This window comes from Duncaniella muris (assembly GCF_003024805.1).
In the GTDB taxonomy this organism is placed as follows: Bacteria; Bacteroidota; Bacteroidia; order Bacteroidales; family Muribaculaceae; genus Duncaniella; species Duncaniella muris.
Window position 1 is genome coordinate 1 of sequence record NZ_PUEC01000032.1, and the last position, 25,095, is coordinate 25,095.

Annotated in this window: 24 protein-coding genes and 2 pseudogenes; 18 read left to right on the plus strand and 8 right to left on the minus strand. The window is 49.2% G+C overall.

The annotated features are described in order from the left end of the window. Nucleotides 1-486 precede the first annotated feature (486 nt). The gene (locus tag C5O23_RS11765; protein WP_107033137.1) at nt 487-690 is read right to left on the minus strand and encodes a hypothetical protein; all 204 of its coding nucleotides are present in this window, start codon (nt 688-690) and stop codon (nt 487-489) included. Between the two features lie 650 nt (nt 691-1,340). On the opposite strand from C5O23_RS11765, the gene C5O23_RS11770 reads away from it, so the two are divergent. From C5O23_RS11770 to C5O23_RS11855, 18 genes and pseudogenes are all read left to right on the plus strand, one after another. Further along, nucleotides 1,341-1,730 carry a plasmid mobilization relaxosome protein MobC gene (locus tag C5O23_RS11770; RefSeq protein WP_107033161.1) on the plus strand — a complete coding sequence of 130 codons (390 nt, stop codon included), beginning with the start codon at nt 1,341-1,343 and terminating at the stop codon, nt 1,728-1,730. Nucleotides 1,731-1,818: 88 nt separating this feature from the next. Next, nucleotides 1,819-3,381, plus strand: a complete 1,563-nt coding sequence (locus C5O23_RS11775) for a relaxase/mobilization nuclease domain-containing protein (RefSeq protein ID WP_107033138.1) — start codon at nt 1,819-1,821, stop codon at nt 3,379-3,381. Between the two features lie 202 nt (nt 3,382-3,583). Continuing rightward, nucleotides 3,584-4,282 carry a ParA family protein gene (locus C5O23_RS11780; protein ID WP_107033139.1) on the plus strand — a complete coding sequence of 233 codons (699 nt, stop codon included), beginning with the start codon at nt 3,584-3,586 and terminating at the stop codon, nt 4,280-4,282. Then, nucleotides 4,275-4,685, plus strand: a complete 411-nt coding sequence (locus C5O23_RS11785) for a hypothetical protein (protein WP_107033140.1) — start codon at nt 4,275-4,277, stop codon at nt 4,683-4,685. Before C5O23_RS11780 ends, C5O23_RS11785 begins: the two co-directional genes overlap by 8 nt. Then, nucleotides 4,682-5,269, plus strand: coding sequence for a MarR family transcriptional regulator (locus C5O23_RS11790; protein ID WP_107033141.1), 588 nt, complete (start codon nt 4,682-4,684; stop codon nt 5,267-5,269). Before C5O23_RS11785 ends, C5O23_RS11790 begins: the two co-directional genes overlap by 4 nt. Nucleotides 5,270-5,273: 4 nt before the next feature. Then, nucleotides 5,274-5,630: a hypothetical protein gene (locus C5O23_RS11795; RefSeq protein ID WP_107033142.1), complete on the plus strand. Its 357-nt coding sequence runs from the start codon at nt 5,274-5,276 to the stop codon at nt 5,628-5,630. Nucleotides 5,631-5,784: 154 nt separating this feature from the next. Further along, nucleotides 5,785-6,054, plus strand: a complete 270-nt coding sequence (locus C5O23_RS11800) for a DUF4134 family protein (protein WP_107033143.1) — start codon at nt 5,785-5,787, stop codon at nt 6,052-6,054. A 576-nt stretch (nt 6,055-6,630) separates the two neighbouring features. Then, on the plus strand, nt 6,631-8,442 hold the full coding sequence (locus C5O23_RS11805) for a reverse transcriptase/maturase family protein (RefSeq protein WP_104405713.1): 1,812 nt from the start codon (nt 6,631-6,633) through the stop codon (nt 8,440-8,442). Nucleotides 8,443-8,570: 128 nt separating this feature from the next. Continuing rightward, nucleotides 8,571-8,675, plus strand: a pseudogene (locus tag C5O23_RS11810) (DUF4134 family protein); the annotation flags it as partial. A 24-nt stretch (nt 8,676-8,699) separates the two neighbouring features. Next, nucleotides 8,700-8,987, plus strand: a complete 288-nt coding sequence (locus C5O23_RS11815) for a DUF4133 domain-containing protein (protein ID WP_107033144.1) — start codon at nt 8,700-8,702, stop codon at nt 8,985-8,987. Between the two features lie 3 nt (nt 8,988-8,990). After that, the gene (locus tag C5O23_RS11820) at nt 8,991-11,834 is read left to right on the plus strand and encodes a TraG family conjugative transposon ATPase (protein ID WP_107033145.1); all 2,844 of its coding nucleotides are present in this window, start codon (nt 8,991-8,993) and stop codon (nt 11,832-11,834) included. Nucleotides 11,835-11,857: 23 nt separating this feature from the next. After that, nucleotides 11,858-12,586, plus strand: coding sequence for a hypothetical protein (locus tag C5O23_RS11825; RefSeq protein ID WP_107033162.1), 729 nt, complete (start codon nt 11,858-11,860; stop codon nt 12,584-12,586). Nucleotides 12,587-12,590: 4 nt separating this feature from the next. Further along, entirely contained in the window at nt 12,591-13,268 is a 678-nt protein-coding gene (locus tag C5O23_RS11830) for a hypothetical protein (RefSeq protein WP_107033146.1), read from the plus strand. Nucleotides 13,269-13,293: 25 nt separating this feature from the next. After that, the gene (locus C5O23_RS11835; protein WP_107033147.1) at nt 13,294-13,983 is read left to right on the plus strand and encodes a DUF5045 domain-containing protein; all 690 of its coding nucleotides are present in this window, start codon (nt 13,294-13,296) and stop codon (nt 13,981-13,983) included. Nucleotides 13,984-14,034: 51 nt separating this feature from the next. Beyond that, nucleotides 14,035-15,162 (plus strand): hypothetical protein, encoded by a 1,128-nt coding sequence (locus C5O23_RS11840; RefSeq protein ID WP_107033148.1) that lies wholly within the window; start codon nt 14,035-14,037, stop codon nt 15,160-15,162. Between the two features lie 24 nt (nt 15,163-15,186). Continuing rightward, nucleotides 15,187-15,438 (plus strand): annotated as a pseudogene (locus C5O23_RS11845) (conjugative transposon protein TraK); the annotation flags it as partial. 208 nt (nt 15,439-15,646) lie between these two features. Further along, nucleotides 15,647-16,771 (plus strand): phage integrase SAM-like domain-containing protein, encoded by a 1,125-nt coding sequence (locus C5O23_RS11850; RefSeq protein WP_107033149.1) that lies wholly within the window; start codon nt 15,647-15,649, stop codon nt 16,769-16,771. 12 nt (nt 16,772-16,783) lie between these two features. Beyond that, nucleotides 16,784-17,935 carry a site-specific integrase gene (locus C5O23_RS11855; protein WP_107033150.1) on the plus strand — a complete coding sequence of 384 codons (1,152 nt, stop codon included), beginning with the start codon at nt 16,784-16,786 and terminating at the stop codon, nt 17,933-17,935. 33 nt (nt 17,936-17,968) lie between these two features. Here the strand turns inward: C5O23_RS11855 and C5O23_RS11860 are convergent, their stop codons facing one another. The 7 genes from C5O23_RS11860 to C5O23_RS11890 form a co-directional block, all read right to left on the minus strand. Beyond that, nucleotides 17,969-18,544, minus strand: coding sequence for a DUF2284 domain-containing protein (locus C5O23_RS11860; protein WP_107033163.1), 576 nt, complete (start codon nt 18,542-18,544; stop codon nt 17,969-17,971). Beyond that, nucleotides 18,541-19,293 (minus strand): ABC transporter ATP-binding protein, encoded by a 753-nt coding sequence (locus tag C5O23_RS11865; protein WP_107033151.1) that lies wholly within the window; start codon nt 19,291-19,293, stop codon nt 18,541-18,543. The genes C5O23_RS11860 and C5O23_RS11865 overlap by 4 nt, the downstream gene beginning before the upstream one ends. Then, the gene (locus C5O23_RS11870; RefSeq protein WP_107033152.1) at nt 19,290-20,291 is read right to left on the minus strand and encodes a FecCD family ABC transporter permease; all 1,002 of its coding nucleotides are present in this window, start codon (nt 20,289-20,291) and stop codon (nt 19,290-19,292) included. Before C5O23_RS11870 ends, C5O23_RS11865 begins: the two co-directional genes overlap by 4 nt. Nucleotides 20,292-20,302: 11 nt before the next feature. Then, nucleotides 20,303-21,445 carry an ABC transporter substrate-binding protein gene (locus tag C5O23_RS11875; RefSeq protein WP_107033153.1) on the minus strand — a complete coding sequence of 381 codons (1,143 nt, stop codon included), beginning with the start codon at nt 21,443-21,445 and terminating at the stop codon, nt 20,303-20,305. Nucleotides 21,446-21,467: 22 nt separating this feature from the next. After that, nucleotides 21,468-23,471, minus strand: coding sequence for a TonB-dependent receptor (locus C5O23_RS11880; protein WP_410520472.1), 2,004 nt, complete (start codon nt 23,469-23,471; stop codon nt 21,468-21,470). A 100-nt stretch (nt 23,472-23,571) separates the two neighbouring features. Next, nucleotides 23,572-23,991, minus strand: coding sequence for a transposase (locus C5O23_RS11885; RefSeq protein ID WP_107033155.1), 420 nt, complete (start codon nt 23,989-23,991; stop codon nt 23,572-23,574). Further along, entirely contained in the window at nt 23,991-25,064 is a 1,074-nt protein-coding gene (locus C5O23_RS11890) for a glutaminyl-peptide cyclotransferase (RefSeq protein ID WP_107033156.1), read from the minus strand. The genes C5O23_RS11885 and C5O23_RS11890 overlap by 1 nt, the downstream gene beginning before the upstream one ends. Nucleotides 25,065-25,095: the final 31 nt, after the last annotated feature.

The following is a 25,095-nucleotide window of genomic DNA, read 5'->3' on the forward strand; positions in this document are numbered from 1 at the left end:
TGAAAAAAATAAGATTTTGATACCAGAATAACTCTTTGATATACAGACATGGAAAAATTACCCGATTCTCAATGAACCGGGTAAGGGAAGATATGCTATTTATTTTAGGTTAAATGAAAGAGCCGTGAGTTGTAGTGTTAAATATTTTAACACTGCAACCCACCACACACAATTAATAGATGTTAAAACACGCTGTAAATATTCCGTTCCTTACCATAATCTTGCATTGATTTACTCATCCGATTCTATAACGCTTGTCGCCACGTTCAAGTCTGTCAATATATGTTTGCCGTTAACCTCCGCGTTTAGACCTGCGTTTGGTTCAGCGTTCAGTTGCGCATTTGCCTCCACATCAGACCATCCGTTTGCATTTGCGGTGACACTCACATACAAAACTGCATTTCGGTTGATGTTGAAACAAGCATCCACAGCTGGGAACAGACCCACATTCCAAGGCTCATATCATAGCGTCGCCGCTCCACACTATTACGGATATTGAGAAAGCGGACGATTGCGGACGGTACGGTTCCAAAGCCAGACTACAAGCAGTTTCAGGAGTAGTGCCGACTTCCGGATTACCCATAGCGCAACCATAATCGTCTTTTTGAGCAGGAACAATGCCAGCCGCAACAGCAAGGCTGCGACAATAACCACAGGGAGCAGGTATATAATCAGTAAAAGCTCAAACATATCAAATGCATATTAACTCGTGCCAACACTATTATTGGAATGTAAATATACTAAATTTCAGCGACTTATACAAATTTTCAAGCGATAAAATTCAGTCTAAACCGTTGAACTTTTGACAATTATCCGACGCACCAGATTAAGGACAGTTGATAACACAGTCTCTTTTTCCCTTAAAGCCATATTCATTGTATCACATCAAGAATAGCGGATATATTGTTTTGAAGATATAAAGACTGTATGACTTGAATAGATTAAGGCCCCATGTCTTTATGATACGCAAATTGCATCTTTTGGCAACATCTAATCTTATAGATAGTATCCTTGCAAGTCCGCGAGTCTTGAAAACATATCCTTTTTATCGCTTGTATGATTATTTGCCGCATGACTTGATGTCTTTAAGTCATATAATCTTGATATAACCTGGGCTTGAAACATTAAAGGTGTCCAAAGTTAATGCCTGTATGTCACGGGGTGCCTAACTTCGTGGCCGGAGTGAACGATGGGGAGTAATAGCCCTGTCGTGCAGAGATTGGGTAGCAAGTTGTGCTTTTCTCCGTACAAAACCGAGTTTTGCCCGTGGAAAAGCGACTTGCCGACCACTGCGCGGCGGTGGAGAATCACATCGTTCCTCGTGAATTAATGATATGGATATGAAGCAGCGAACTGAAAGATTTGAAATGAGGCTTACGCCTGAGGAAATTGCCGGAATCCGTGAAAAATCGAAACGCTACCACAGCGTGAGCAACTTTATAAGGATGGCAGTCAACGAGTTTTCGGATACCGATGCAAAGACGCGCCTTGAATTGTGTAACGACACAGCCCGGCTGTGCCGCAAATTCCAAGATGAGCTGTCCTGGATGGGAAGCAATCTGAATCAGGCTGTCAAACGAGCCAACGAACTTGCCGTAGCCGGCATCCTGTCCGAGAGTTATTTCAGGGATAATCTATCCCCCCTGATTGAAAAAGTATCGAGGCTCGTGGTGTCGATAAAGGAGGAACAGGCTCACATTGCCAAGAAAGCGACAAGGCTACGCTCTTAGCCGCAAGTCATACAGTCTGTCTTACATTATCGGCTCAAAACATATAGAGATAATGGTTTCAAGACATATAGAGATCTAAACATAATATATGATAGCTACAATACTTCCGTCAAGTTCCAACTTTCACGCAGTTGCATATAATGAGAAAAAGGTGGCCCTGGGAGTGGCACGCCTTCTTGAGATGAGCAATTTCGGCCATGTCGGGGTACTCTCACAGCCGACACCGAAAGAGCTTCAGGACTATTTGATAGCCTACTCGTCCCGAAATTCGAGAATCAAAAAAGCCCAGTTCCATCTGGCCATATCCTGCAAAGGACATGAAAAATCGGAAGATGAACTGCTTGATTTCGCCCACAAGTATCTCGGTGAAATGGGATATGGAAGCGAGGGGCAGCCTTTGCTGGTATATTCACATACCGATACCGACAACACACATATACATATAATCACCTCCCGCATTTCTCCAGACGGAAAGAAAATCAGCGACCACCATGAAAGGGTTAGGTCACAAGCTGTGTTGAACAGGCTTGTCGGAAATGATGTAAAGGCAAAGGCCGGTGAGGATCTTGCAGCCTCACTGACCTATACATTCTCCACATTCGCGCAATACAAGGCCCTGATGTCCTCGATGGGCTATGAGGTGTATGAGAAGAACGATGTCGTGTATATCAAGCGCGACGGTGCAGTGCAGGTAAAGATTAACTTTGCCGAGATAAGCGACAGATTCCACAAGGTCAGTGTTGACGACAAACGCAGGAGGCAGTTGTGGGCCATGCTGCGGAAATACCGGGATGTAAGCTCCGACCGCCGGGAACTACAGGACGCGGTTAAACGCAAGCTGGGAATTGATCTCGTTTTCTTCGGACGCTCTGACAATCCCTATGGCTACATGATAGTGGATCATGCGAACAAAACCGTATATAACGGCGCATGGGTGTTGTCTATAAAATCACTTCTTGATTTCTCCACACCGGAAGAAAAACTCGCACGTATCGACGCTTTCATTGACAGGCTGCTGGAGGATAATCCGACAATAGACACATGGGCCATCAACAAAAAACTATTCCGCAGTAACGCATACATAAGACGAGGCGTGATATATTGCGGAGGAATCACACGGCCGCTAAAGGATTTTATGGCCTCCACAATTCTACGGAATGACAAGATTCGGAGGATAGAGTCTTTCCATCCCGGCTCAGCGTCCGAGCGCGACCTGCTCTGCCGTATATATAAGGTGAATACTCCGGAACTTGTAAGGCTCACCCCGTCACGAGATAACGGCTACCATGACGCGGTGAATAACCTGAACCCGCTCTTTGATGATGACAGTATAACAAATCTCCGTGCCGCCATACGTTCTTCAGGGTTCCACATCAGACATGAAGGCGATGAATGGTTTGCAATAGATTTTTCATCAAAAACAATCATCAATCTTTCGGAAGCCGGATTTGACACCCGTAAGCTCGAATACAGGAGATTTGAAAAACTCCGTCGCAGACAATCAACTGAAAAGCCTCGTGACAAAACAACCGGACGCGGCATAAGAGGTATGCGTGACGCGGCTTCCGGACGTGGGGAAAACCGTGAGTGGGAAGTTGGCTACCGTGGCGACTATAACCGCATAGATGATGAAAACAGCATAAAGATGTGACAAGGGATTTTGTCACCATGCCGCGATTGCGACATAAAGCCTTGCAGACAGCAGTATATGATGTCTGCAAGGCTTTATCCTTTTATGACTGCAAAACTGTATCACAATAAATTCCCAAGATTTGAAGAAAGGTGTCCAAAGTTACATATCGCGATGAAGCACCGTGGTAATTTTGCCATATGAATCATTGAACCAGGGTGTAATGGACGAATCAATAATCATAACATTTGCCAATCAGAAAGGGGGCGTAGGGAAAACAACTCTATGTTTTGCCAACTATCTTGTAAAGAAGGGGCTCCCGGTGATTGTCATTGACTGCGATTCGCAGGAGAGTCTGGCGCAGCGGCGTGAGAGCGACCTGAAACGCTATCCTTCGGGAGATACCGCCATCCCCTATGAGGTTCTTCCTTTTTCATTGAATAAGGAAGAAGCCCTATTCGGGTTCATAGGCAACATCCGCAAAACACGGTGTGTGGCAATATTCGATTCTCCAGGGAATCTAAAACAGCAGGGACTCGTGACATTGTTCGCCAACTCCGACTATATAATTTGTCCCTACCACTACGACAGGACCACCATCCCCTCGACCGCCACATTCATCGCATTTCTGCAAAAGCTGAAAAACGTCATGGCCGGGAAAATGAACGCCCGTCTGATTCTCGTGCCGAACCGACATGACGCGAGGGTCGGACGCCGTAGCGAGCTTATGCTGTGGGAGGAAACAAGGGAAACATTCAGCCGTTATGGTCTTGTGACCCCTAAAATCAATTCAAGGGCAGACATGGAACGCTTCTGCACACTATCGGATCTGGACGGACAATTAGAGGTCACACAGGCCGCTTTCGACACAATCTTCAAAGAAATATTCGGACACATCGAAGCTGACATTGAAAATGGATAACAATAATTTCCCTGATATAGACGGACTGCTCGGAAGCATCCGTAATGTGGCTACGCCTGTCGGCCATGCTGCCGGAACAACAACATCGCGTGAGGCTGCCGGGATACAGGAACCCGGTAATACTGCCGAATCCTGCATCAATATGGATGCCGCAGATCCGGTATGGGAGGCTTTCATGGAAAACCTTTCGTCCTACGGTTTTCGTGAACGGAAAGACGAGCGGAAGGTCTGCATGATTGACAAGGATATTGCCGACTCCCTCGATGAGTGCGACATCGACCGCAAATGCCGCTCCGACGTAATCAATGCCATCGTGAGGACATTCATAACAGCATTCCTTCCCCGGCTAAGGACTTATAGAAAGAAAAACAAGTCACTGCTTGACAAAAACGACAATATATGAAAAGAAAAAACTGGACTGAGGCTGAAACCACTTATCTCATGGAGAACTACCCGGCTATATCGGACACGGTTATGGCCGCACGGCTCGGCGTATCCCGCAGGACATTATCGAACAAGGCTCATGAGCTTGGTCTTGACAAGGGCATCAACCCGGAATGGCTGGAGCGCGCTGAAAAAGTGCGCGGGCTTTACAGCTCACGCTCATATACTGAAATCGCGTTGGAAACCGGCATACCCGTCCGTTCCGTCGCAAGGATCATTTCCAAACTGGGGCTTACCCGTTCCAAAAGAGAGGAGAACCGAATACGCTCACGTATAAGGAGAAACATTACCGACCGGGAGAAACGGCGCGTCATCTTCGGACTCGCCCCTCTGACGAGAATAAAGGTTGTCACCAACAAGCACCGGATAAAGTTGCGGCACGCCTTGAAGAAAGCCGGATATATAGTACAGCGCGGCCAGAATGTGATGTATTATCATCCGGAAATGGAGCGCGACCATCGGCGCGAGAATGCCGGAAGAAGCGTCGGCCTCAGCTTTGAGCCGTGGGAAACAATAGATAACAAACTATGCGTAAACCTCTGACACTATGACATACGGACAAATCATAACGCTGCTGTTCATTCTGCTGATTCTATATTATGCAGGTCTGGTAACTATGGATATTATAGCCGCAAAACGAATGAAAGCATCCGAGGAAGCCAAAAACGAGGAAACCGAGATCGACATATCCGGACTTGCGGGCGGTTTTGAACCAGTTGTGATCAATCGCGACAATTCCCGGCCCGCGACAGTACCGCAAAGTATGGGTACGGTCAGGTATAAGGAGCCTGTAATGACAAACGGCTATCCCGTAGATAGCCTGATAAGCAAGACAAAAAATGCCATTGAATCCGGCAGATATGACGACCTCGACAATCTTGTATATAAGTGTGAGGCGGCATAACTCTTGCCCCGGCCACCGGCCTGACTTATCACTTAAATAAATCCCATTCCACTCTCTCTTTATAATATTGCCTTTATCGCCCTAAGTTGTCTTTAACGCCCTGCATTGCCTTTACCGCCCGATAACTTTTTTTCAAAAACGAATATCATCGCAAATGCAGAAGATTAAAACAAAATGCCTGAGGGCGTTGGCTCGTTTCAGCCGCTCAGGGTTCGCCCGCAAGGGCACGCTCGCGCTCGCCGCCGTCACAGTGGCCGTCGGCGACGCAATGGCCGCCAGCAAGGGTGCCGCAGGCTTCACGAAAGCCACGCAGGAGGTCAGCTCCTACCAGACCCCGGTTTCAAATCTTATGAAGGCAATCGCAGCCGTAATTGTCTTGGTAGGAGCGTTTAATGTCTATTTCAAGATGCGTGCGTTCGTATAGGATATATAGCAAATAACTAAATAGCAATAGTTTAGGTATGGACTCAATTTTACCTACTTCCATCAGACTTACTCTCTGCCACCCTTGTGGTGACGGAGCGGACACTTCTGCGGGAAACCAAGGGAGGAAAACAGCATGTCTGAAAAGTGCCGAGTCGGATAACTGCAAATCCGCGACTGAGGTGCAAGGAAGAAAGGCATACATGAGGATAAAGCCTGATTGGTTGAACGATAGTTCAGCGGCCTTAGAAGTGGCTACGGCGGAAAGCAGTTACATACGCCGTATCGGGACACCTGCGCGACCTGCATTTTCGCGCAAGGCAACGAGTCAGTCCCGAAGCGACCGCAATAAGCGGATAGAAGAACGAAAGTCGTATCCGACAGTATGCTGTGCCTGTTGCTATATATCTAAGCGAAGATTGCCTAAATCGGGATGCCGCAAGGCTATTGACAAAGGTCATGAATACCCGACATGGCAACGGAGCCACCATAGTAGTCCGAGCGCGGGAAAGCCGCGTACATGGCGAAGGGTGGCAGGTGGCTGTCAGTTATCAACCGTAGAAGACGTGAGAGACGTATGAGAAATCCACAGTTGATAATCGACACTCTGTGTTCACACAGCAAGACCTCGGACTATAAGTACGAGCGTCTCTACCGCTTGCTCTTCAATGAGGAGATGTATTATGCCGCTTACGAGAGGCTCAAAGTCAAGCAGGGCAACATGACGCCCGGCACTGACGGGGAGACCATGGACGGCATGAGCCTCGCGAAGATTAAGCGACTGATTGAAAGTCTCAAGGATGAGACCTATACCCCACATCCTGCAAAGAGGACATATATCCCGAAGAAAAACGGGAAACTGCGTCCTCTCGGAATCCCGTCATGGAGTGACAAGCTTGTGCAGGAGGTAGCGCGGATGATTCTGCAAGCCATCTATGAGGGTGCGTTCTCCGACCGCTCCCATGGCTTCAGACCTCACAAGAGCTGCCATACCGCACTGACTCAGATTCAAAGGACGTTCACGGGTGTGAAGTGGTTTGTCGAAGGTGACATAAAAGGCTTCTTCGACAATATCGACCACGACACACTCATCGACATCCTGCGTGAGCGGATTTCCGACGAGCGTTTTCTCCGTATGATTCGTAAGTTCCTCAATGCAGGATATGTCGAGGATTGGAAATTCCATGAATCCTATCACGGCACACCCCAAGGTGGCATTATCTCCCCGATACTTGCCAATATCTACCTTAACCGCTTCGACAGATACATGGAAGATTATGCCAAGACTTTTAACAGAGGTGTAGGTCGCAAGCGCAATCCGACGTATTTCAATCTCAATACCAAAACTTGTGCGTTGAGACGCAAACTGCGCCAAGAGACAGATGAAAACAAGAGGGCTGACATGACGGAACGGCTTGCCGTCATGCAGGCTCAACTGAGAACCATTCCCTGCAAGCTCGATATGGACGAAGATTACCGACGTATCGTATATACAAGGTATGCTGACGATTTCCTTATAGGCGTAATCGGGTCAAAGACAGACTGCGAGAACATCAAGGCAGACATCACTGCACATATGCGTGATTGCCTCAAACTCGAACTGTCGCCCGAAAAGACCTTGATAACCCATTGCGAGGAAACCGCAAAATTCCTTGGCTATGATATTACGGTGCTGAACTCCGACATGATGAGCAGAAACAGCAGGGGCATTCTCCAACGCAACCATAGAGGAAAAGTGCAGTTGCTTGTAAATTCCGAGACCGTGAGAAAGGCTCTTGAAAAGCACGATGCCGTCACATACCGTGAGTTGGACGGCAAAACCGTGTGGATGCCGAAATCGCGTACAAAGATGCTGGCAATGGAACCGCACATTATCCTCAGCAGGTTCAATTCGGAGATAAGAGGATTCTACAATTACTACTGCATCGCCAATAACTGTTCAAGACAATGTTCGTCATTCGCGTACATCATGGAATACAGTCTATGCAAAACGCTGGCCCAAAAGCTGAACCTGACCAAATCCAAGGTCAAAAGACGCTACTCCAAGAAAGGTAGATTCGTGATTACCCATAAGGATAAGAACGGAACCACCAAGGAGACCGTCCTCTACAACATGGGATTCGCAAGGAAGCCCAAGGGCTATGACGAGCAGACACATCTTGAGGCAGTCGCGGAGCAATTGCCGAAAACGACTCTAATCAACCGTCTGAAAGCGGGAAAGTGTGAGTTATGCGGTCAAGAAAACCAACAGCTCCATATGCACCATGTGCGGTTGCTGTCTGAGCTTGACAACGATACCCCTTGGGGTAGGCAGATGCTCAGACGCAGGAGAAAGACGCTTGCAGTATGTAAATCTTGTATGGAAATCATCAATCAGAAAAAGAAATGAGACACTTGCTTATGACACATAGAGTTAAACCACTGGAGAGCCGGATACATGGAGACATGTACGTCCGGTTCGGGGGCAGACACGTGGAAACGTGCCGCAGCAATGCGGTAACGCGCTTTGTGTCGAGCCTACAGAACGGCGACCAGGACGTGAAGAAAACCATCATGCTCACCATCGGCGGATGTATCGCGTTCATCGCCTTGAGTGAGGCGTTGCCCCTGTTCTTCAAGTAGCCGGAAGCGGAAAACCATACATTCATGGCGGCATACAACGACGGCTACCCTGTTTTCAAAGGGTTACAGAAACCACTGGAGTTCATGGGAATCCGTGGACGCTTCCTGACGCTTGCGGCAGCGGCGATAGGCGTGTCATTCGTGGGATTCATCGTGTTCTCAATCGCGCTGGGGAAGCTCGCCGGGTTTGTCGCCATGCTTGTCATGGCCGCCGTCGGGCTGGTGACAATCTATGTCAAACAGCGCGGCGGACTCCACAACAAGAAACGTGACCGTGGAATTTTCATTTATCACAACCTGTTCAAACGCTGACAGATGGCAAAAACGCATAAAAAAGTCTTTGACGGCATATTCGCCCAACTGGAGGAAACGGACGGCGACGTTGTGCTGTTCGACGCCAAGGGCTCCCCCTCGGTGATATTCTCAATGACTAATCCGGTGCCGCGCCTATGCACCGACCCGGAGCGTTATATGCTCTTTCAGGATGTCCTCGCAAACATAGTGCAGACCCTCGGCGAAGGGTACGCCCTTCAGAAGCAGGACATATTCTGCCGCCAGAGCTACCACCACGAGATACCCGACGGCGCGGAATACCTGACACGCAGCTATTTCGCATACTTCGATGGACGCGGGTACACCGAGATAAAGACATATCTCATAATAACGCAGGAAGCTCCCAAAGGGCAGTTCGTACAGTACGACCCCAAGCGGTGGCTCGACTTTCATTCCAAGGTGTCGAAGGTGGACGACATACTTTCCGAGAAAGGTATCCGGCACCGCAGGCTCTCCAAGCCGGAGGTCGCCGAGTACATACACCGTTTCATGGCCTTACACTTCAGGCACGGGGCTTTCTCCATGACCAATTTCAAGGCCTCCGACGAATATCTCAGGACAGGGAACCGCGTTATACGCTCATATCCGCTGGTGGATATAGACGAGATAAACCTGCCCTCAGTGGTGAGGCCATATACCGAAACAAGCGTCAACGGCTACCCGATAGCCACCGACGTGCTGTCGTTTCTCGCTGAGGTGCCGCACGCCGACTGTGTGGTGTTCAACCAGGTGGTGCAGATACCGGGGCAGCGGAAACTGCTCCGCAAGCTACAAGGCAAGGCGAAGCGTCACGGCTCGATGCCCGACCCCAGCAACAAGATTGCAAAGGCTGACATCGAGGAGGTGCTGAACATCCTGGCTGTGGATTCATCATTGCTTGTAAATACCAACTTCAACATCATAGTGAGCTGCGCCCCGGACAAGGTTACTCCCGTGACCTCGTTCCTCGAAACCAAGCTCTACGAGTGCGGCATAATGCCGTCGCGCACGGCCTACAACCAGCTTGAGCTTTTCATCGACTCCTTTCCGGGCAACGCCTACGGCTTCAACCCCGACTACGACCTCTTCCTCACGTTATCGGACGCCGCCCTGTGCCTCTTTTTCAAGGAACACCTCAAAGGATGCGAGGACACGCCTCTCACCACCTATTACACCGACCGCCGGGGGCTACCGGTGTGCATCGACATAACCGGCAAAGAAGGCAAGGTAAAGATGACCGACAACGCCAACTTCTTCTGCATCGGGCCTTCGGGCAGCGGCAAGAGTTTTCACATGAACAGCGTCGTGCGTCAGTTGTTGGAACAGGACACGGATGTTGTCATGGTCGATACGGGCGATTCCTACGAGGGTATCTGCGGCTATTTCGGAGGCACATATATAAGCTACTCAAAGGAGAAACCAATCTCGATGAACCCGTTTAAGGTGACACGCGAAGAGTATGACCTGAATTTCGGAGAGAAGAAGAACTTTCTCAAATCGCTTATATTCCTGATTTTCAAGGGCAGCGAAGCTCCGTCAAAAATTGAGGATATGCTTGTCAACCAGACCATCGTGGAATATTACGAGGCTTATTTCCATCCATTCGACTCATTCACTCCCGATGAGCGCGACGGCCTGAGGCAGAAGCTCCTTGTAGCTGCCAAAATGGAGAACGACTACGACAGGTACGCCGAAAAGATGGACGACATAGAGGAACAGATAAGCAGTCCGGAACCTCCGGCCCAGATAGAGAACAAGGCCCTCGTGCTTCCCTCGGAGGAACGGAGGCTGAAACTGATACGCCAGTGCCGCGCCTTCCGCGCCGTGGTGCTTGACAGGGCATCTACCCCGGCAGAGAAAGAAAAGGCGGCCAACAAGATAGAGGTTTACAAGAAGGAACTCTATGAGGCATCAATGCTTGTGAAGATTGACAAACAGATCGACCATATCGAGGAACAGAAACGCAGGCTTAAAGTCAGAAGCCTGTCGTTCAACTCCTATTACGAGTTCGCCCTTGAACGCATACCGCAGATAACCTCTCTTGAAAAGATACATTTCGACATACGCGACTTCGCGGCGATACTCAAGCAGTTCTACCGTGGCGGCGAGCTGGAGATGACGCTTAACTCCGACATAGACGCAAACCTTTTCGACGAGCGTTTCATAGTCTTTGAAATCGACAAGATTAAGGACGACCCCGTTCTTTTCCCTATCGTGGTGCTCATAATAATGGACGTGTTTCTCCAGAAAATGCGTATCAAGAAAGGGCGCAAGGCTCTTATAATCGAAGAGGCGTGGAAAGCAATAGCCTCACCCACAATGGCCGAGTATATCAAGTTTCTCTACAAGACCGTCAGGAAGTTTCACGGCATCGCCGGGGTTGTGACACAGGAACTTAACGATGTGATAGACTCGCCGATTGTGAAGGAGGCCATCATCAACAACTCCGATGTGAAGATATTGCTCGACCAGTCAAAGTTCAAGGACAGGTACGACGACATAGCGGCCATTCTCGGACTGACCCCTATACAGAAGCAGCAGATATTCACCATCAACGCGCTCAATAACAAGGAGGGTCGCAACTACTTCAAGGAGGTGTGGATATGCCGGGGCCAGAACTCGGACGTGTTCGGTGTCGAGGAGCCGCCGGAATGTTACTGGGCCTATACGACAGAGCGATCCGAAAAAGAGGCCTTGAAAATCTATCTCGCCCACTACGGCACCATGCAGGAGGCAATCACCCGTATCGAGATAGACCGCAAGAAAACCGGAATCGCGAAATACCTCGATTTCGCCCGGAAAGTCAACCAACACCAAAAAGTAATGACGCTATGGGAAAATCAATGACAAACGGAAATTCACAATGCCTTATGCGCAATCTATTGGCTACGACGGCTATATTGTTGGCCGTTCATTCCGCCTCGGCATGGAAAGTGGTGATTGACCCCTACTGCCTAAAGGCGGTGACGACCAACCTCGCGACGCAAAAGGCGATAGAGGATCAGCACAACAAGAGGCTCGACTCCATATCCTCGAGGCAGAACAAGCTGGAGCAGTATACCGTTAGCATGGCGACAATCACCGAGCTTTACAAGGTGACGATGGAGAACATATCCGGCTTCGGCACCGAGAGCAAATATTATGTGGAGATAGGGCTGTGCGCCTTCGATATTGTCAGGAGTGTGCCGGAATTGGTAAAGACCGTAGGAAAGGCCGATTTCGCGAACAAGGCCCTGTGCCTTAACGAACTCGGCAACCTCACGGCGCAGACGCAGCAGCTTGTGGCCGATTTCATCAACATAGTCAACAACGGCAAGGTGAGGAACCCGCTCAAAGGAGCGGCCACCGCCGAAACCAAGTCCGACGGCTACAACTTCCTCGACCGCTACGACAGGCTGACGGTCGCCAACAAGATATATACCGACCTCCTGGAGATTCGCTACAAGGTGCAGGCTATGATGGCGATGGCGCAATATGCCACAAAGGATGACCTTCTTTTCGCGATAGACCCGGAGGGCTGGGCCAACATGAAGGTGATGCAGAATCAGGTCGGTATGCTCATTCTCAACTGGAATGGGCTTAATATAATTAAACAGTGATTATATGACAGCGCAAAAGTTCCCGGTCATTATACTGATTGCAATGCTTCTTCCCTTTAAGTCACTCGCCTTCGACTTCCCCAAAGACCTCCCGACATTCGAGGCCCTTATGGCACTCCACAAGGCGGTGAAGAAGGACGAGGATCAGGCCCTCGCCCGTATAGCCACCAGCTTCGGCGAGCAGTCACTTGTCACAAAGGGAGCGGAGAAGTTCAACGATGTTCGCTCGACGCTCGACACGAGGCTCAACAACGCATACTCATACGTCGTGCTTGCCGCCGCAATATCGTCCACCGCAAGCTCCCTTTATCTTCTTACCAAGGAATACAAAGACTTCACGGCCAACATATACAAATATGTGTCGAAGAAGCCTTTTGTTGCATGGTACTATGCGGAGGCAAACGTGGCGATAGCGAGGGAGATAAAGCACGCCCAAAAGCTGTATGCCACGGTTGCCGCCTCCGGCATAAACCTTATGAAAGCCTCGATGGACGAGAAGCTGAACCTCGTGATGTCGCTGAAGGACACCATAGAGAACGCCCGGCGCATTATCGACAACGCCAACCTCTACTGCTACCTTGTGACCGACTGCGGCTGGAAGCCCGACTACATCTGGGAGATCCTGACCTCGGATGTCAAGGACGAGATCGTGTCGGCGGTAATCAGCAGATGGAACAAATGAACGCCACTTTAACAACAACGCATATATGAGATTCAGAATTTTCACACTGGCGGCGGTGGCCGCCCTGATAGCCGTGGCACCTGCGGCGTGTCCGGCCAAGACAAAGAAAATACACGACGACCAGAAGGAGAAGCAATGGCTCTCGATGGAGAACGGCCCGTGGTGGTTCGCCCCCGACTGGTACTATTATTTCCTGCACAAGAATTATTCCGGAGCGGAGATGTACTGGAAATGGGCCGGCTTCAAATCCGGCTACCGGGTGAGGTTCAAGGAGGAGAAATCCAATGTCAAGCGTATAATGCCCGTGCGCGTCACGGCCGAGGAAACCCAGCGGCAGAAGCTCGCCAAGGTCGAGAAGGAACGCGCCCATGTCGAATCACTCTACAAGGAGGAGCTGGCACGCGAGGCTGACCGTGCGATAGATGTCACCTATTCCATATACAAAGATGAGTTCAGCCGTATGCAGGACTGCATCGCCGACGGATTGCTCTACTGCCTAAACAAGAGCAAGGGTAAGATGAAGTACCAGGTTGACGAGCTTTCGAGGCAGAACGAGGTAATATGCGCCAACATAGCCTACATACATAAACAGGGGGTGGGATATGGATTGGAGAACGCGAAGCGTCAGCAGGCATACGAAGAGGCAAAGACCGCTATGGGCGAGCTTGTGAGCCGCACGGCGAGGCTTGCGGCGGTGGCCGCAACACATTACTGATGGCCGGAAATGATAATGACAATGAAACAATAATCCTACAAATACAAGATTATGACTTTACTTTCAATATTATGCACTATGGGGCTTCCGGCCATCGACGAGAGCCTTGACAGGCTACTTGTGGCGATGGAGGCTTTTCCGAATGTGGCGATTCTCGGCAACACCATCGGCTTCGCCCGTGTCCTCGGCCTTCTTCTCGCGCTGTGCGTCGGCTCCTACGAGTGCTGGATGATGATGCTCGGACGGCGCGGCATGGACGTGATGAAGCTGCTCAGGATAATAGGTATTTCAATGTGCATATCCTCTTCCTCATGGATATGCTCTGCCTTGCAGGTGCCGGGCAAGTCTTTGGAATCCACCACAAAGGCTATGGCTATGGCGAAAAACAGGGAAGTGGCGGCCCTGGAGCTGAAAGTGGCGCAGAAGCAGGGCGAATACCTTGAAAGGCTGCGTGCCGTGCAGGATTCCATATCAACCGCCAAGCAGATAGCCGAAATCGGCGAGGACGCCAACTGGTGGGACAAGCTGATATACAATGTGGAGAATCTCGGAACAACAATCAACAACTACGCCCAGCGCGCGGCGGTGGCCGCCGAAACAAAGGTAAGCGAATGGATTAACGACGTGATACGCTTTGTCGGAGAGCTGATCTTCCAGATGTCCTATTACGGCATACTCGTGGCGCAGAGGATATTCATAGCGATAATGATAGTTTTCTGCCCGATAATGTTCGCCCTGTCGCTGGCCCCGCCTTGGAACTCGGCGTGGAGCCAGTGGATGTCGAAGTTCCTCTCCCTGACGCTGTGGGGGTTCGTGACCTATATGTGCCTTTACTATATCGACTTCATACTCATGTATAATCTCCAGGAGGATTTGGTGGCATACAACCACCTTCTGCACGGCACGGTCAACTCGTGGGAGCAGATAGGCGCGCTCGGATTGCAGGGCATAGGCTCCAACTGTATGTACGCGATGGGTATGCTCGTGGGAGCGTATATAATCCGCTTTGTTCCGGAGGTTGCCTCATGGCTCATTCCCGGTGGCATAAGCAGCGGCGCGGCATCCCCGGCAGGGTCGGTGGCTATGGGCGCGGCTACTATGGCCGGTTCCGCAGTAGGATCGGCTGTCGGCACCACCGTCGGCCTCGGTGTCAGAGGCGCGAAGGCACTTGTCAAATAACACTAACCGCAACACCTTATAAATATGCTTATCAAATCACTTGAACAGAAAACGCGGCTCGCGCTTATGACGGTCATGGCGACCGTCGCGGGCTGTGTCCTGATATGCGGATTCACCGTATGGCGGTGCGTGTCGCTTGTCAGCGAGGAGCGTCAGCAGATATACATCCTCGACGGCGACATACCCTTCCTCGCGGAACGTGCTAAGCTGGAGTCCAACTTCATTATGGAAGCGAAGGCTCATATCCAGCTTTTCCACCAATATGTTTACTATCTTCATATCGTGTAAGTAATAGGAATAAATAAGAATACAAACACTTTAATTATATGATACTTATCCTTGTTATTCATTTCTAATTTGATTCCTTTAATCTCTGCTGATAGGTTTATTTTTGTTACTTTAATTGCTACTTATTTGTTACTTTTGAAAATATTTTGTAATTTTACATCAGTAAAATGACCATATAGTAACAAATATAATTCTCATGAATCCCCCCAAGGCAAGAATAAGCCTGAAATACAAAGAGATAGACGGAGGACGTAAGTCCCTCTATCTTGACTATTACAGTAACGGAAAACGTATCCGCGAAAGCCTGAGGTTGTATTTGTTACCCGAGACAAGCCGTAAAGCGAAAGGTGAGAACAAGGCTGTGATGCAAAAGGCGATGGAGATTCAACATCGCAGAATGGATGAGCTGACCGCTTCGGAGAAAGAAGTAGAGATAGAGACTTCTTTGCCGGATGTTCCACTTGCAAAGGCAATCAAAGAATATCATACCTTTATACTGGGTCGTGGTGATAAATCCACCGCAGGCAATATTATGGGAATGTCCCGAGCTGTGACAGCATATCGTGGCGAGGATGTTATGCTGTCCGATGTAGATGTCTCTTACTGCGATGGTTTGGTTGATTTTCTCCGATATGACTATCACAGCGTACACGGCAAAATGAAAATGACAACTGCAAGGTCATATATCTATCTTTTCAGCGGAGCATTGAATATGGCTGTTGAAAAGGGTTATATCTCCCGAAATCCTCTGTTTTTCGTAAAAATCCATGACCGTATAACACGTGAGCGTCCTCAGAAGCAATTTCTTTCGGTCGAGGAAGTCAGACTGTTGATGGAAACACAGTGTCCTGTCATATCGCGTCCGCAGGTCAAACAGGCTTATCTTTTCTCCATTTTTACAGGGTTAATCGCATACGACATTGTAAATCTGAAATGGAAAGACCTGAAGACTTCCCCGGATGGAAAGTTATCTGTATGGTGCAGCTCCCGTAAGATATTCATTCCCCTTTCGTCTAATGCTTTACGATGGCTACCTGATACTACCAACCACCGGGGGTTGATTTTCAAAGGATTGCCGAAAGATACGGAAATAAACAATATATTGAAACTATGGCAGAGGAAAGCCGGGATTGAGAAACGCTTGAATTTTTCTCTGGCGAGAAACACATTCGCGTTCCTAATACTTTACACCGGGGCTGAGGTTGCCACCTTCTGTTCCCTTATGGGTATTTCGTCAAAAACGGCGAAATCCTATCTCGTCATGGTTGACCACCAACCTGCATCAATGGATGAAAAACTGAAATGTCTGCAACTTGATTAAATCCCCCTTATTATGGCACGACCCAAGAAATCAGTAAAGGCTAAGGAGCCTGTAAGAATCCGCTTCAAGGAATTGAAGAACGGCAACAAGTCAATCTATCTTGATATATACCGCGACGGCAAACGCACATACGAGTTTCTAAAACTCTACATCGTGCCTGAACTTGATCCTGCAAGCCGGGCATTGAACGAGCATAATCTCGCACTTGCCAACAAGGTGAAGGCTGACCGCATCATACAGCTAACCAACAATGAGAAAGGCGTTACAAACTCAATGCTTCACTCACGGTTGAAACTGATTGACCTTATCAATATGTATGAGCAATGGATTAAGGACAACGGCAAGAGTATGGGTCCGTCGGGACTGGCAAGCCTGAGGAAAGCAGTGACGCAGTTCCGTGGGGATGGCGTGACCTTAAAGCAGATTGATAAGACCTACTGCATCGAGTTTATCAACTATCTCCGGAATGACTATAAGTCTCGGATGAAAAGACCGCTTTCCACCAACAGCATAGCGTCATATTCCGCTGCTCTAAGCGCAACTTTCAACTGGGCTGTGCGACATGATTATATCAAGGAGAACCCTTTTGACAAACTTTCCTCCAACGACCGCGTGTATCATGTCGAGAGTCAGCGCGACTATCTGGAGATTGACGAGCTGAAACGCTTGATCGCCACAGAGTGCCCCACTCGTCAGTCCGTCAAACAGGCATTTCTGTTTTCATGTTATTGCGGACTCCGTACAAGCGACATCCGCGCACTCCGATGGGGGCAGATCCATAAGGACGGCGACCAGTGGCGCGTGTCGGTTGTGATGAAGAAAACTGCCACACCGATTTATCTCCCCCTTTCGTCACAGGCTATGAAGTGGCTGCCGGAGCGTGGCGATGCCTCAGATGATGACAAGGTTTTCAGTCTGCCTACGACAAGCCGTGTCAGCATTATTCTTGGCAACTGGGCGAAAGCAGCCAATGTGAAGAAAGAAATCACTTTCCACGTGAGCCGTCATACCTTCGCTACCCTTATGTTGACGCTTGATGTAGACCTTTACACAACGAGCAAGCTGTTAGGTCACAAGAATATAGCCACCACGCAGATATATGCAAAAATCATCGATCAGAAGAAAGATGATGCGGTTAATCGTGTGGACGAGATTTTCAAATAATTGAAAGCGATTCTTACCCATTTTGAATTGCCGCTATATTTTTAATTTGTTTTTACAAATATTCTCAGTGTTATGAAATAAACCGCAGATGAGCGTTAGATATTCAGGTAGATTACCGTCATTACTCCATAGCAATGGGAAACCGAATAGCTCAGATGCAGTTTTTCCGAGATCGAAGCCGTATGATTCAAGAGAGGGTCTCACCAATTCCGGATGCCGGCACGGTTGATTGTCAAGCCTTGAACAAGTACCTTCGGGACAATAAAGGCAGCTTCCGGCGTAAGCAAATGCCTTTCCTCTGTAAGTGATTTCCATATCCCGCAATTTCTTTTCGATACGTAGTCGTTCCGGGCGAAAGAATCGGTTTACTTCCGAGAAAGGGATTTTCTTTTCATCGGGAATAATCTTGGTGGCTACTAAAAACAGATTGGCGTATTGACGCAGTTCCGCCATCGTATCATGCGAAAACGGAGGACAGACCCACACCTTACCATAATTCCGGCATTCTTTGCAATACTTTATGAAACACTCGGAATTACTGAATCTACGTATGTATTCTTCTGTAGATATGGTAGCTGTAAAATCTTGTACCTGGTATGTAAATGTCATTTTCTGTTCTTCCATAACAATTCTTCAAAGCTCAAATCCGGAGACGAGAATAATCTTTGTATATGCCCGCTTTTCACCATTTCCGTTACTGAAAGATGATGAAGCGCACCATTATCCACCAGTGCGATACTGTCACACATACGAAGTGCCACATCCAGTTCATGAGTTGAGAACAGGACACATTTAGCTTTTTCGTGTGCAAGTGTGCGAAGAAGCGAGACGAGTTCATAGCGGTTGGGCATATCGAGGAAGGAGGTGGGTTCGTCAAGAAGCATTACCGGTGTGTCCTGCGCCAAAGCCCGTGCGATCATAATACGCTGGCATTCTCCGTCGCTCATGGTATCCATTGTACGCCCGGCATAACCCTCCATCCCTACCAAGCGAATGGCATCCGACACAATGTGTATGTCGATATCCTGCATCCTGCCTATCCAGTTGGTGTACGGGGAGCGACCGATGGCTACGACATCCTCACAGCGCAGATTGGGAATCCGTGTGCGTTCCGTGGTTACAAACGCGAGAGACCTGGCGAGTCTGTCGGGAGTGAGTGAACGTATATCCTTGCCGTCAAGTATTATATCTCCCGAATATTGTCTGTTCAATCCGGCAATGGCTCTCAGAAGGGTCGATTTGCCTGAACCGTTGCGTCCGATAAGAGCGGTCAGTTGTCCTTTGCCGAAAGACGTATTCACCTTGTCGAGCAGGACACGGGAGCCGAAGCCTATTGAGAAATCCTTGAGATGTATCATGCGGTAACGGATTTGTTGCGAAGCACCACCCATACTACCACGGGGATACCGAGCAGTGCGGTAATAGCATTGACAGGCAGTGTGAATAACTTGGAAACGAGGTCGCAGAGCAGCAGGACGGACGCGCCGGTAAGAACCGTCCCGGGAATGAGGATACGATGGTCACTGTTGTCAAAGAGCATCCTTGTGACGTGTGGCATAGCGAGACCGATAAAGCCGATGGGGCCGCAGAAGGCAGTGACCATTCCTGCAAGCAATGTCGTTGAGAGGAACAGAAGTCCACGGGAGCGCCGGATATTCAGTCCCATAGTGACGGCATATTCCTCACCGAAAAGGAGCAGGTTGAGCGGTTTGATGGTTATAACCGCCATAGCCAGTCCAATCATCACAGCCGGGACAAGGACATAAAGCTGGGATAGGGTGACATCACCGAGCGAACCCATAGTCCAGATGACAAAAGCCTTTAGTGATTCTTCCTTGCTGAGATACTGCAGAATCTGTACTATCGCACCGACCCCCGACGAGAACATCATGCCGAGAATGAGGATCACCATAATATCCTTGATGCGGTGTCCAACGGCAGCGATAACGATGAGAACAGCCGCAGCCCCGATCCATGCGGCTCCGGCAATGCCAAGTGAGGCAAAGGAAGCCGAAAGACCGAATAGAGGCGCACCAAGAATGAAAAGAGCCACGCCGAGACTTGCGCCTGAGCTTATGCCAAGGACGTATGGCCCTGCAAGTGGATTCCGGAAAAGAGTCTGCATCTGAAGTCCGCTCACTGACAGAGCAGCCCCGGCAAGTAAAGCGACAACCGCCTTTATAAGACGAATGTTGAGAATGATTTTTGCCGTTGTCCGGGGACAATCTCCACCGGTGAGAGCAGCCCACACATCGTGCAGGGGCACAGCGACAGCCCCCACGGACAGATCCAGCATGAACAGGAAGAGCGTGAGGGCAGCCAAAACAATGAAAAGAAACAATGCTCTTGTCCGCATTTCCGTAATTTCTATTTCAGTTGCTTGTAATAGACGAAATCTTCTTCTACGAGTTCGGGATGGAAGATTTTTACAAGATCGCGCAGTAGTATATCGGGATTGACAACAGCAGATTCGTAATAGTCATTACCACCCGCAGCATTTGTCTTCAGATTGTTGTTCCAGACAGAGCCGTTACGGAAGCATCGGGTGTCTGAGAACTTCGGGCATGATGTCCTGAGTTCATCGAGTGTGTTTGCCATACCTACATTGAGCCACATATCCGCCTCGGAAGTCAGCTTATACGCTTCTTCAAGGTCAATAGGCAGTGAAGCATGCCCGGTATTCTTCTTATAAATGTAGTCACCTCCGGCATCCTTGACAAGCCGGGCCACATAGCTTTCGGTGGAAGGCATGAACCAGGAATCTCCATAGGGTGTGTTGAGCATCACGGAGGGAGCATCGAGCACGGTATCGGCGACTCTCTTTTTAAGGTCATTGTACCTGACAGGGATGCCGGCAAAAACCTGTTCGCCGGCGTTACGTTTTCCGACAACCTCGGAAAGAGCTACCATCCATTCGGCTTTGCCGAGCGGTGATTCCTCGAGATAGTCACCGACGTACATAAACGGTATTCCCAGTTCGTTGAGTTTCCCTTCCATCGAGCTTGCACCGTTCACTCCGTAGAGTAGGACAAGATCCGGGTCGAGGGAAATGAGCAATTCGTAATTGATGTTCCCTTCATAGCCTACGTCACCGATACTGTCACGGTTAGCGGAGATAACCGGATTGGAAATATAGTCGATGCCGGAAACACCTACCACACGCCCGTCTTCGCCGACAGCATCGAGCATGGCTATATGAGTGGATGACATAGCCACAATACGCGAAGCATCACCCTCGAGTACCTGACCTGTGAATCCTTCGGGAGCAGACTCACCGCCTCTTGCTATGAAGAGCTGAGTGGTTATGCTGTCCGCACCCTGCCACGGATTGGTGACAGTAATGATGGAGCTTTCATATCCGTCCGCACCCTTGATACTGAAGCCGGAGGCATATTCCGGTATATAGAGCTGATTGCTGAATTTGCTGAGCGAAGCTGCCTTTTTACCATTGCAAGCCACCAACAGGACGATGAGAAGGCACAGACCGAGGAAAGATTTACACTTTTGCATATTCTGATGATTTTTTGGTTTTTCAATAATTATCTGTTTTCAATTCTGTCTTTTTCTTTCCGAACTTCGGTGTTATTCCGACAAAGAACTCGAAATTGATGCCGGGCATGGGACGCGAGAGGACTGAGAGATAGTCCTCGTTGAAGAGATTGTTCACAGCCAGTTTCAGCTGTAAATCGACAGGTTTGAACTTCAGCCCTTTTTCAAGGGATACGTTGCTCATGTAATACTTAGGGAGGTGCCCTGTGATAGTATAGTCGTTGCTCGACATGGTGAATCTCTCTGAATAGTAAGCCCATTTATACAGGAAGCTCCATGACTTCCATGTAAGACGCCCCGTGAACGAAGCTGAGTGCTTGGGGACGTAAGGTAGCTGCTTGCCTACAGACTGGTCAGCAGGTGACATCTTCTCACCCTCGTTGATTGAGGGAGTCCATGAATATGATCCGTTCAGGTCGAAAATCCACCCCTTGAAAGGCTCGAAGGCGATATTCAGCTTTCCCTCGATGCCGTAGGCGTGTACCTTCTTGACGTTGCGTGGCGAGAAGAATCCTTTGGTTGTGGGAAGCCAGATGATCCAGTCGTCGATACGGCTGTCAAACCATGTGGCACTTCCACCCATCGACACCGGGAAGGGAGCTTTCCAACCCACATCGAATGAAGCACCGGCGTCATACGTCCACCCATGCTCGCTCTTCAGGTCAGGATTGCCGCCGGGGAGAAAATAGAGGTCGTTGAGCGTAGGGAACTTGTGGTTGCGTGATACGGACGCTTTCAGCATGACGTTTCCTTTCCTTGACAGAAGACCGTCGATGAAGAAAGCCGGGATTACGGGAGCCCAAGTTTCGCCAAACATCTCCTGACGCAGTACGAGTGACAAGCCCAGCGGATTGATCGGCTGCCATTTAGCTGAAGCGGAACCGGATAGTTCAATACGACCCTTGTCGTAACCGACAACGGCTTTGTCACCATCCTGAAGGATAATGTTCTTATCCTCGGAGCGGACGAAATGCTGATGTGCCGAAATATTAGCGGTAAAATACCATTTCCTTGTGGGATTATACTCACCCTCTGCCTGACCGTAGAAAGTGTTTACCCTGCTTCGTGAGCGTGTCATGGACGACCAGTTGTTTTCAGCTACCTCACGCTTGTAGTCATACGCCATCCATGTGTGGATATATCCCCCTTTTGCTGCAAATTTCCAGCCATCGCGCCGATGATCCCATGAGAGGACGCTGCGGAGGGTCTGTTCACGCTGACGGTTCTCGAAGTTGCGCTCGTTGCCGTAGTCGGTGGTGAGCATGGGCAGTTCGCGGTTGGAATTGATATACCAAGCGTTGAATCCGAAACGGTCACCCTTGTTGGTGTCATAGTAAACCTCTTGCAGCGCATGGAAATCCTTGTAGGCACCGCTGCGATTGCGTTCGGTCGGGTGATACTGACCTATTATGTTCCTATCATCGTCGTAGATGTTCACCTTCTTGTCGTGGTTGATGTACTTGTAGTTGTTCGGTGAAGATGAATAGACAACACGGCTTGAAACGTGCCAGTGTTCACTGCCGTATGTAAAACGGGCGAACTCGTCGAATGTGCTGAACGACCCCACACCCTGCACATATTGCAGATTGACACCTTCCGCCACATCGGGAATAGTGCCGAGTCTGACAAGACCGCCCAGACCTCCGCCTGTCTCATTGACCGATGACGTGCCGTGTAGCAGCGATGCCTGATCTATGAAGTAGGACGGAATGGTGGAGAAGTCGGTCATGCCGAGCATGGGGTTGTTGATGCGCATGCCGTTCCACGTCACCTGCGTATGGCTGGGGGAGGTTCCACGGAAGGCGACGGTGGAGAGTGTGGCTCGACCGTAGCTCTTGACGAAGACTGAAGAATTGAACGTGAGGATGTCAGCCATAGAGAGGGCGATGTTCTCTTTGAGGGCAATGGAATCGAAAGTTGTTTTCTGCACTCCGATATCCTTCATCGGGCGTTTGCCCCACACCACGACCTCACGCAGATTGTGCATTCTCTGTGAAGACTGTGCGTATGTTCCGGTGCACAATGCAAAATTCATAATGCACAGAAAAAAATATATGTATGACCGGTCTGTTCTCATAATTGGCGGCTTAAAAAAGATTATAGTTCATGAACTGACGTTTCTCCTGCATCCAGCTCATTTCAGAGTGTATGGTATCCTGCTGTTCAATGTAATCGGCCCAGAATGGCAGTCGGTCACGTTCAACAATAAAGGATAGACAGCCTTTGAGCCATCCTCCAAATCTTTCCATATCCAGAATTCCGGCAGCCCTGAAACAACTGATATTTTTGATTTTCTCAATCAGCTTCTTCACGTTTTTGCGGAGCGGGATTTCTGTAAGGATATGGACGTGGTTCATATCTCCTCCGACGGCATAAACCGGGCAGTGGCGGTTGCTGAAGAGAAGTGCGATGGCATCAAAAAATTCATCCCTGTGGAGAGGCGGTATCGCCACTCCAAAGTCTCTTGTCTGAAAAATCAGATGATATATGTTTCCTGACGCCTCCATCACTTCCAGCAGAATGCGCCGGGTATTATGCCGACATAAAATTCATCAATCAGTTTTCCTTCGGGAGAGTATCGGTAGATCATGCCCTGCTGCTGGTAGTCGATGGCATCGGCTACATACACTTCGCCGTTCACAGGATTTACGGTAAGTCCGTAATACTTCGTGTCGCGGTATTCGAGGAAAGGACGGACAGGAACACGGTTTGCCGTCACGTCCATACACCAGATGTCGTTGTTAATCCAGTACAGCTTGTCACGTTCGCCGTTGAGCTGTACCTCCGAGGGCCAGTCGCCCAGTTTGAACTTGAACTGCTTCTCAATCTTGAAAGTTGCCGCGTCGATGCAGTAGAGAGACGGAGCCTCATAGCCGTATGGAGATCCTTCATAACCACCGTCAGTCACAGTCCACATCTTGTCGTACTTATCCATTACAAGGGACGTGGGCTGTATGCCGACCGTCAGCTGGTCCACTACCTTATCCGTCTCGGTATCGATCTTGATGATGCGGTTCTGGTAGCTCCAGCAGTTGCAATACACATATTTGCCGTATTGCACCATCTGCTCCGTTGAGCCGCTCTCCATCGTCATGTCAGGCACCTGAATGTAGCCTGTAATTTCATACTTCTTGGGATTGACAATGAAGATGCGGTTGTCCCAAAGCTGCGTGACGTAAGCCTTTTCATCGCTCAGGAAGTGGATATAACGCGGAGAGGTCAAATCCTCGATACGTCCCACCTCCTTGAACGTATTGAGGTCGATAGCAAAGATGACATGGGAGTTGTTCACCACTATCCAGCCCTTGTTGTCATATATGCTCATGGACTGAGCAACATCGCCGAGCTTCATACCGTTTGCACGGAAGAACACCTCGTTCTGTACCTGATTCGTTGCAGGGTCATAATAAGAAAGCGTCGCGTTGCCATATTGGAAATTGCCCTCGTTGGTAATGAACAGTCCCGAGCCGGTCGCATTAAAGTCCTCCACCACATCGCCGTAGTCCCACTCCATGCAGGAAGCGAGGGTGAGCGACAGAAGTGTTGTCAGGATATATAAGAGTTTCGGTTTGAATTTCATTTTAATAATTTGAAAACCTCGACCCGCTATT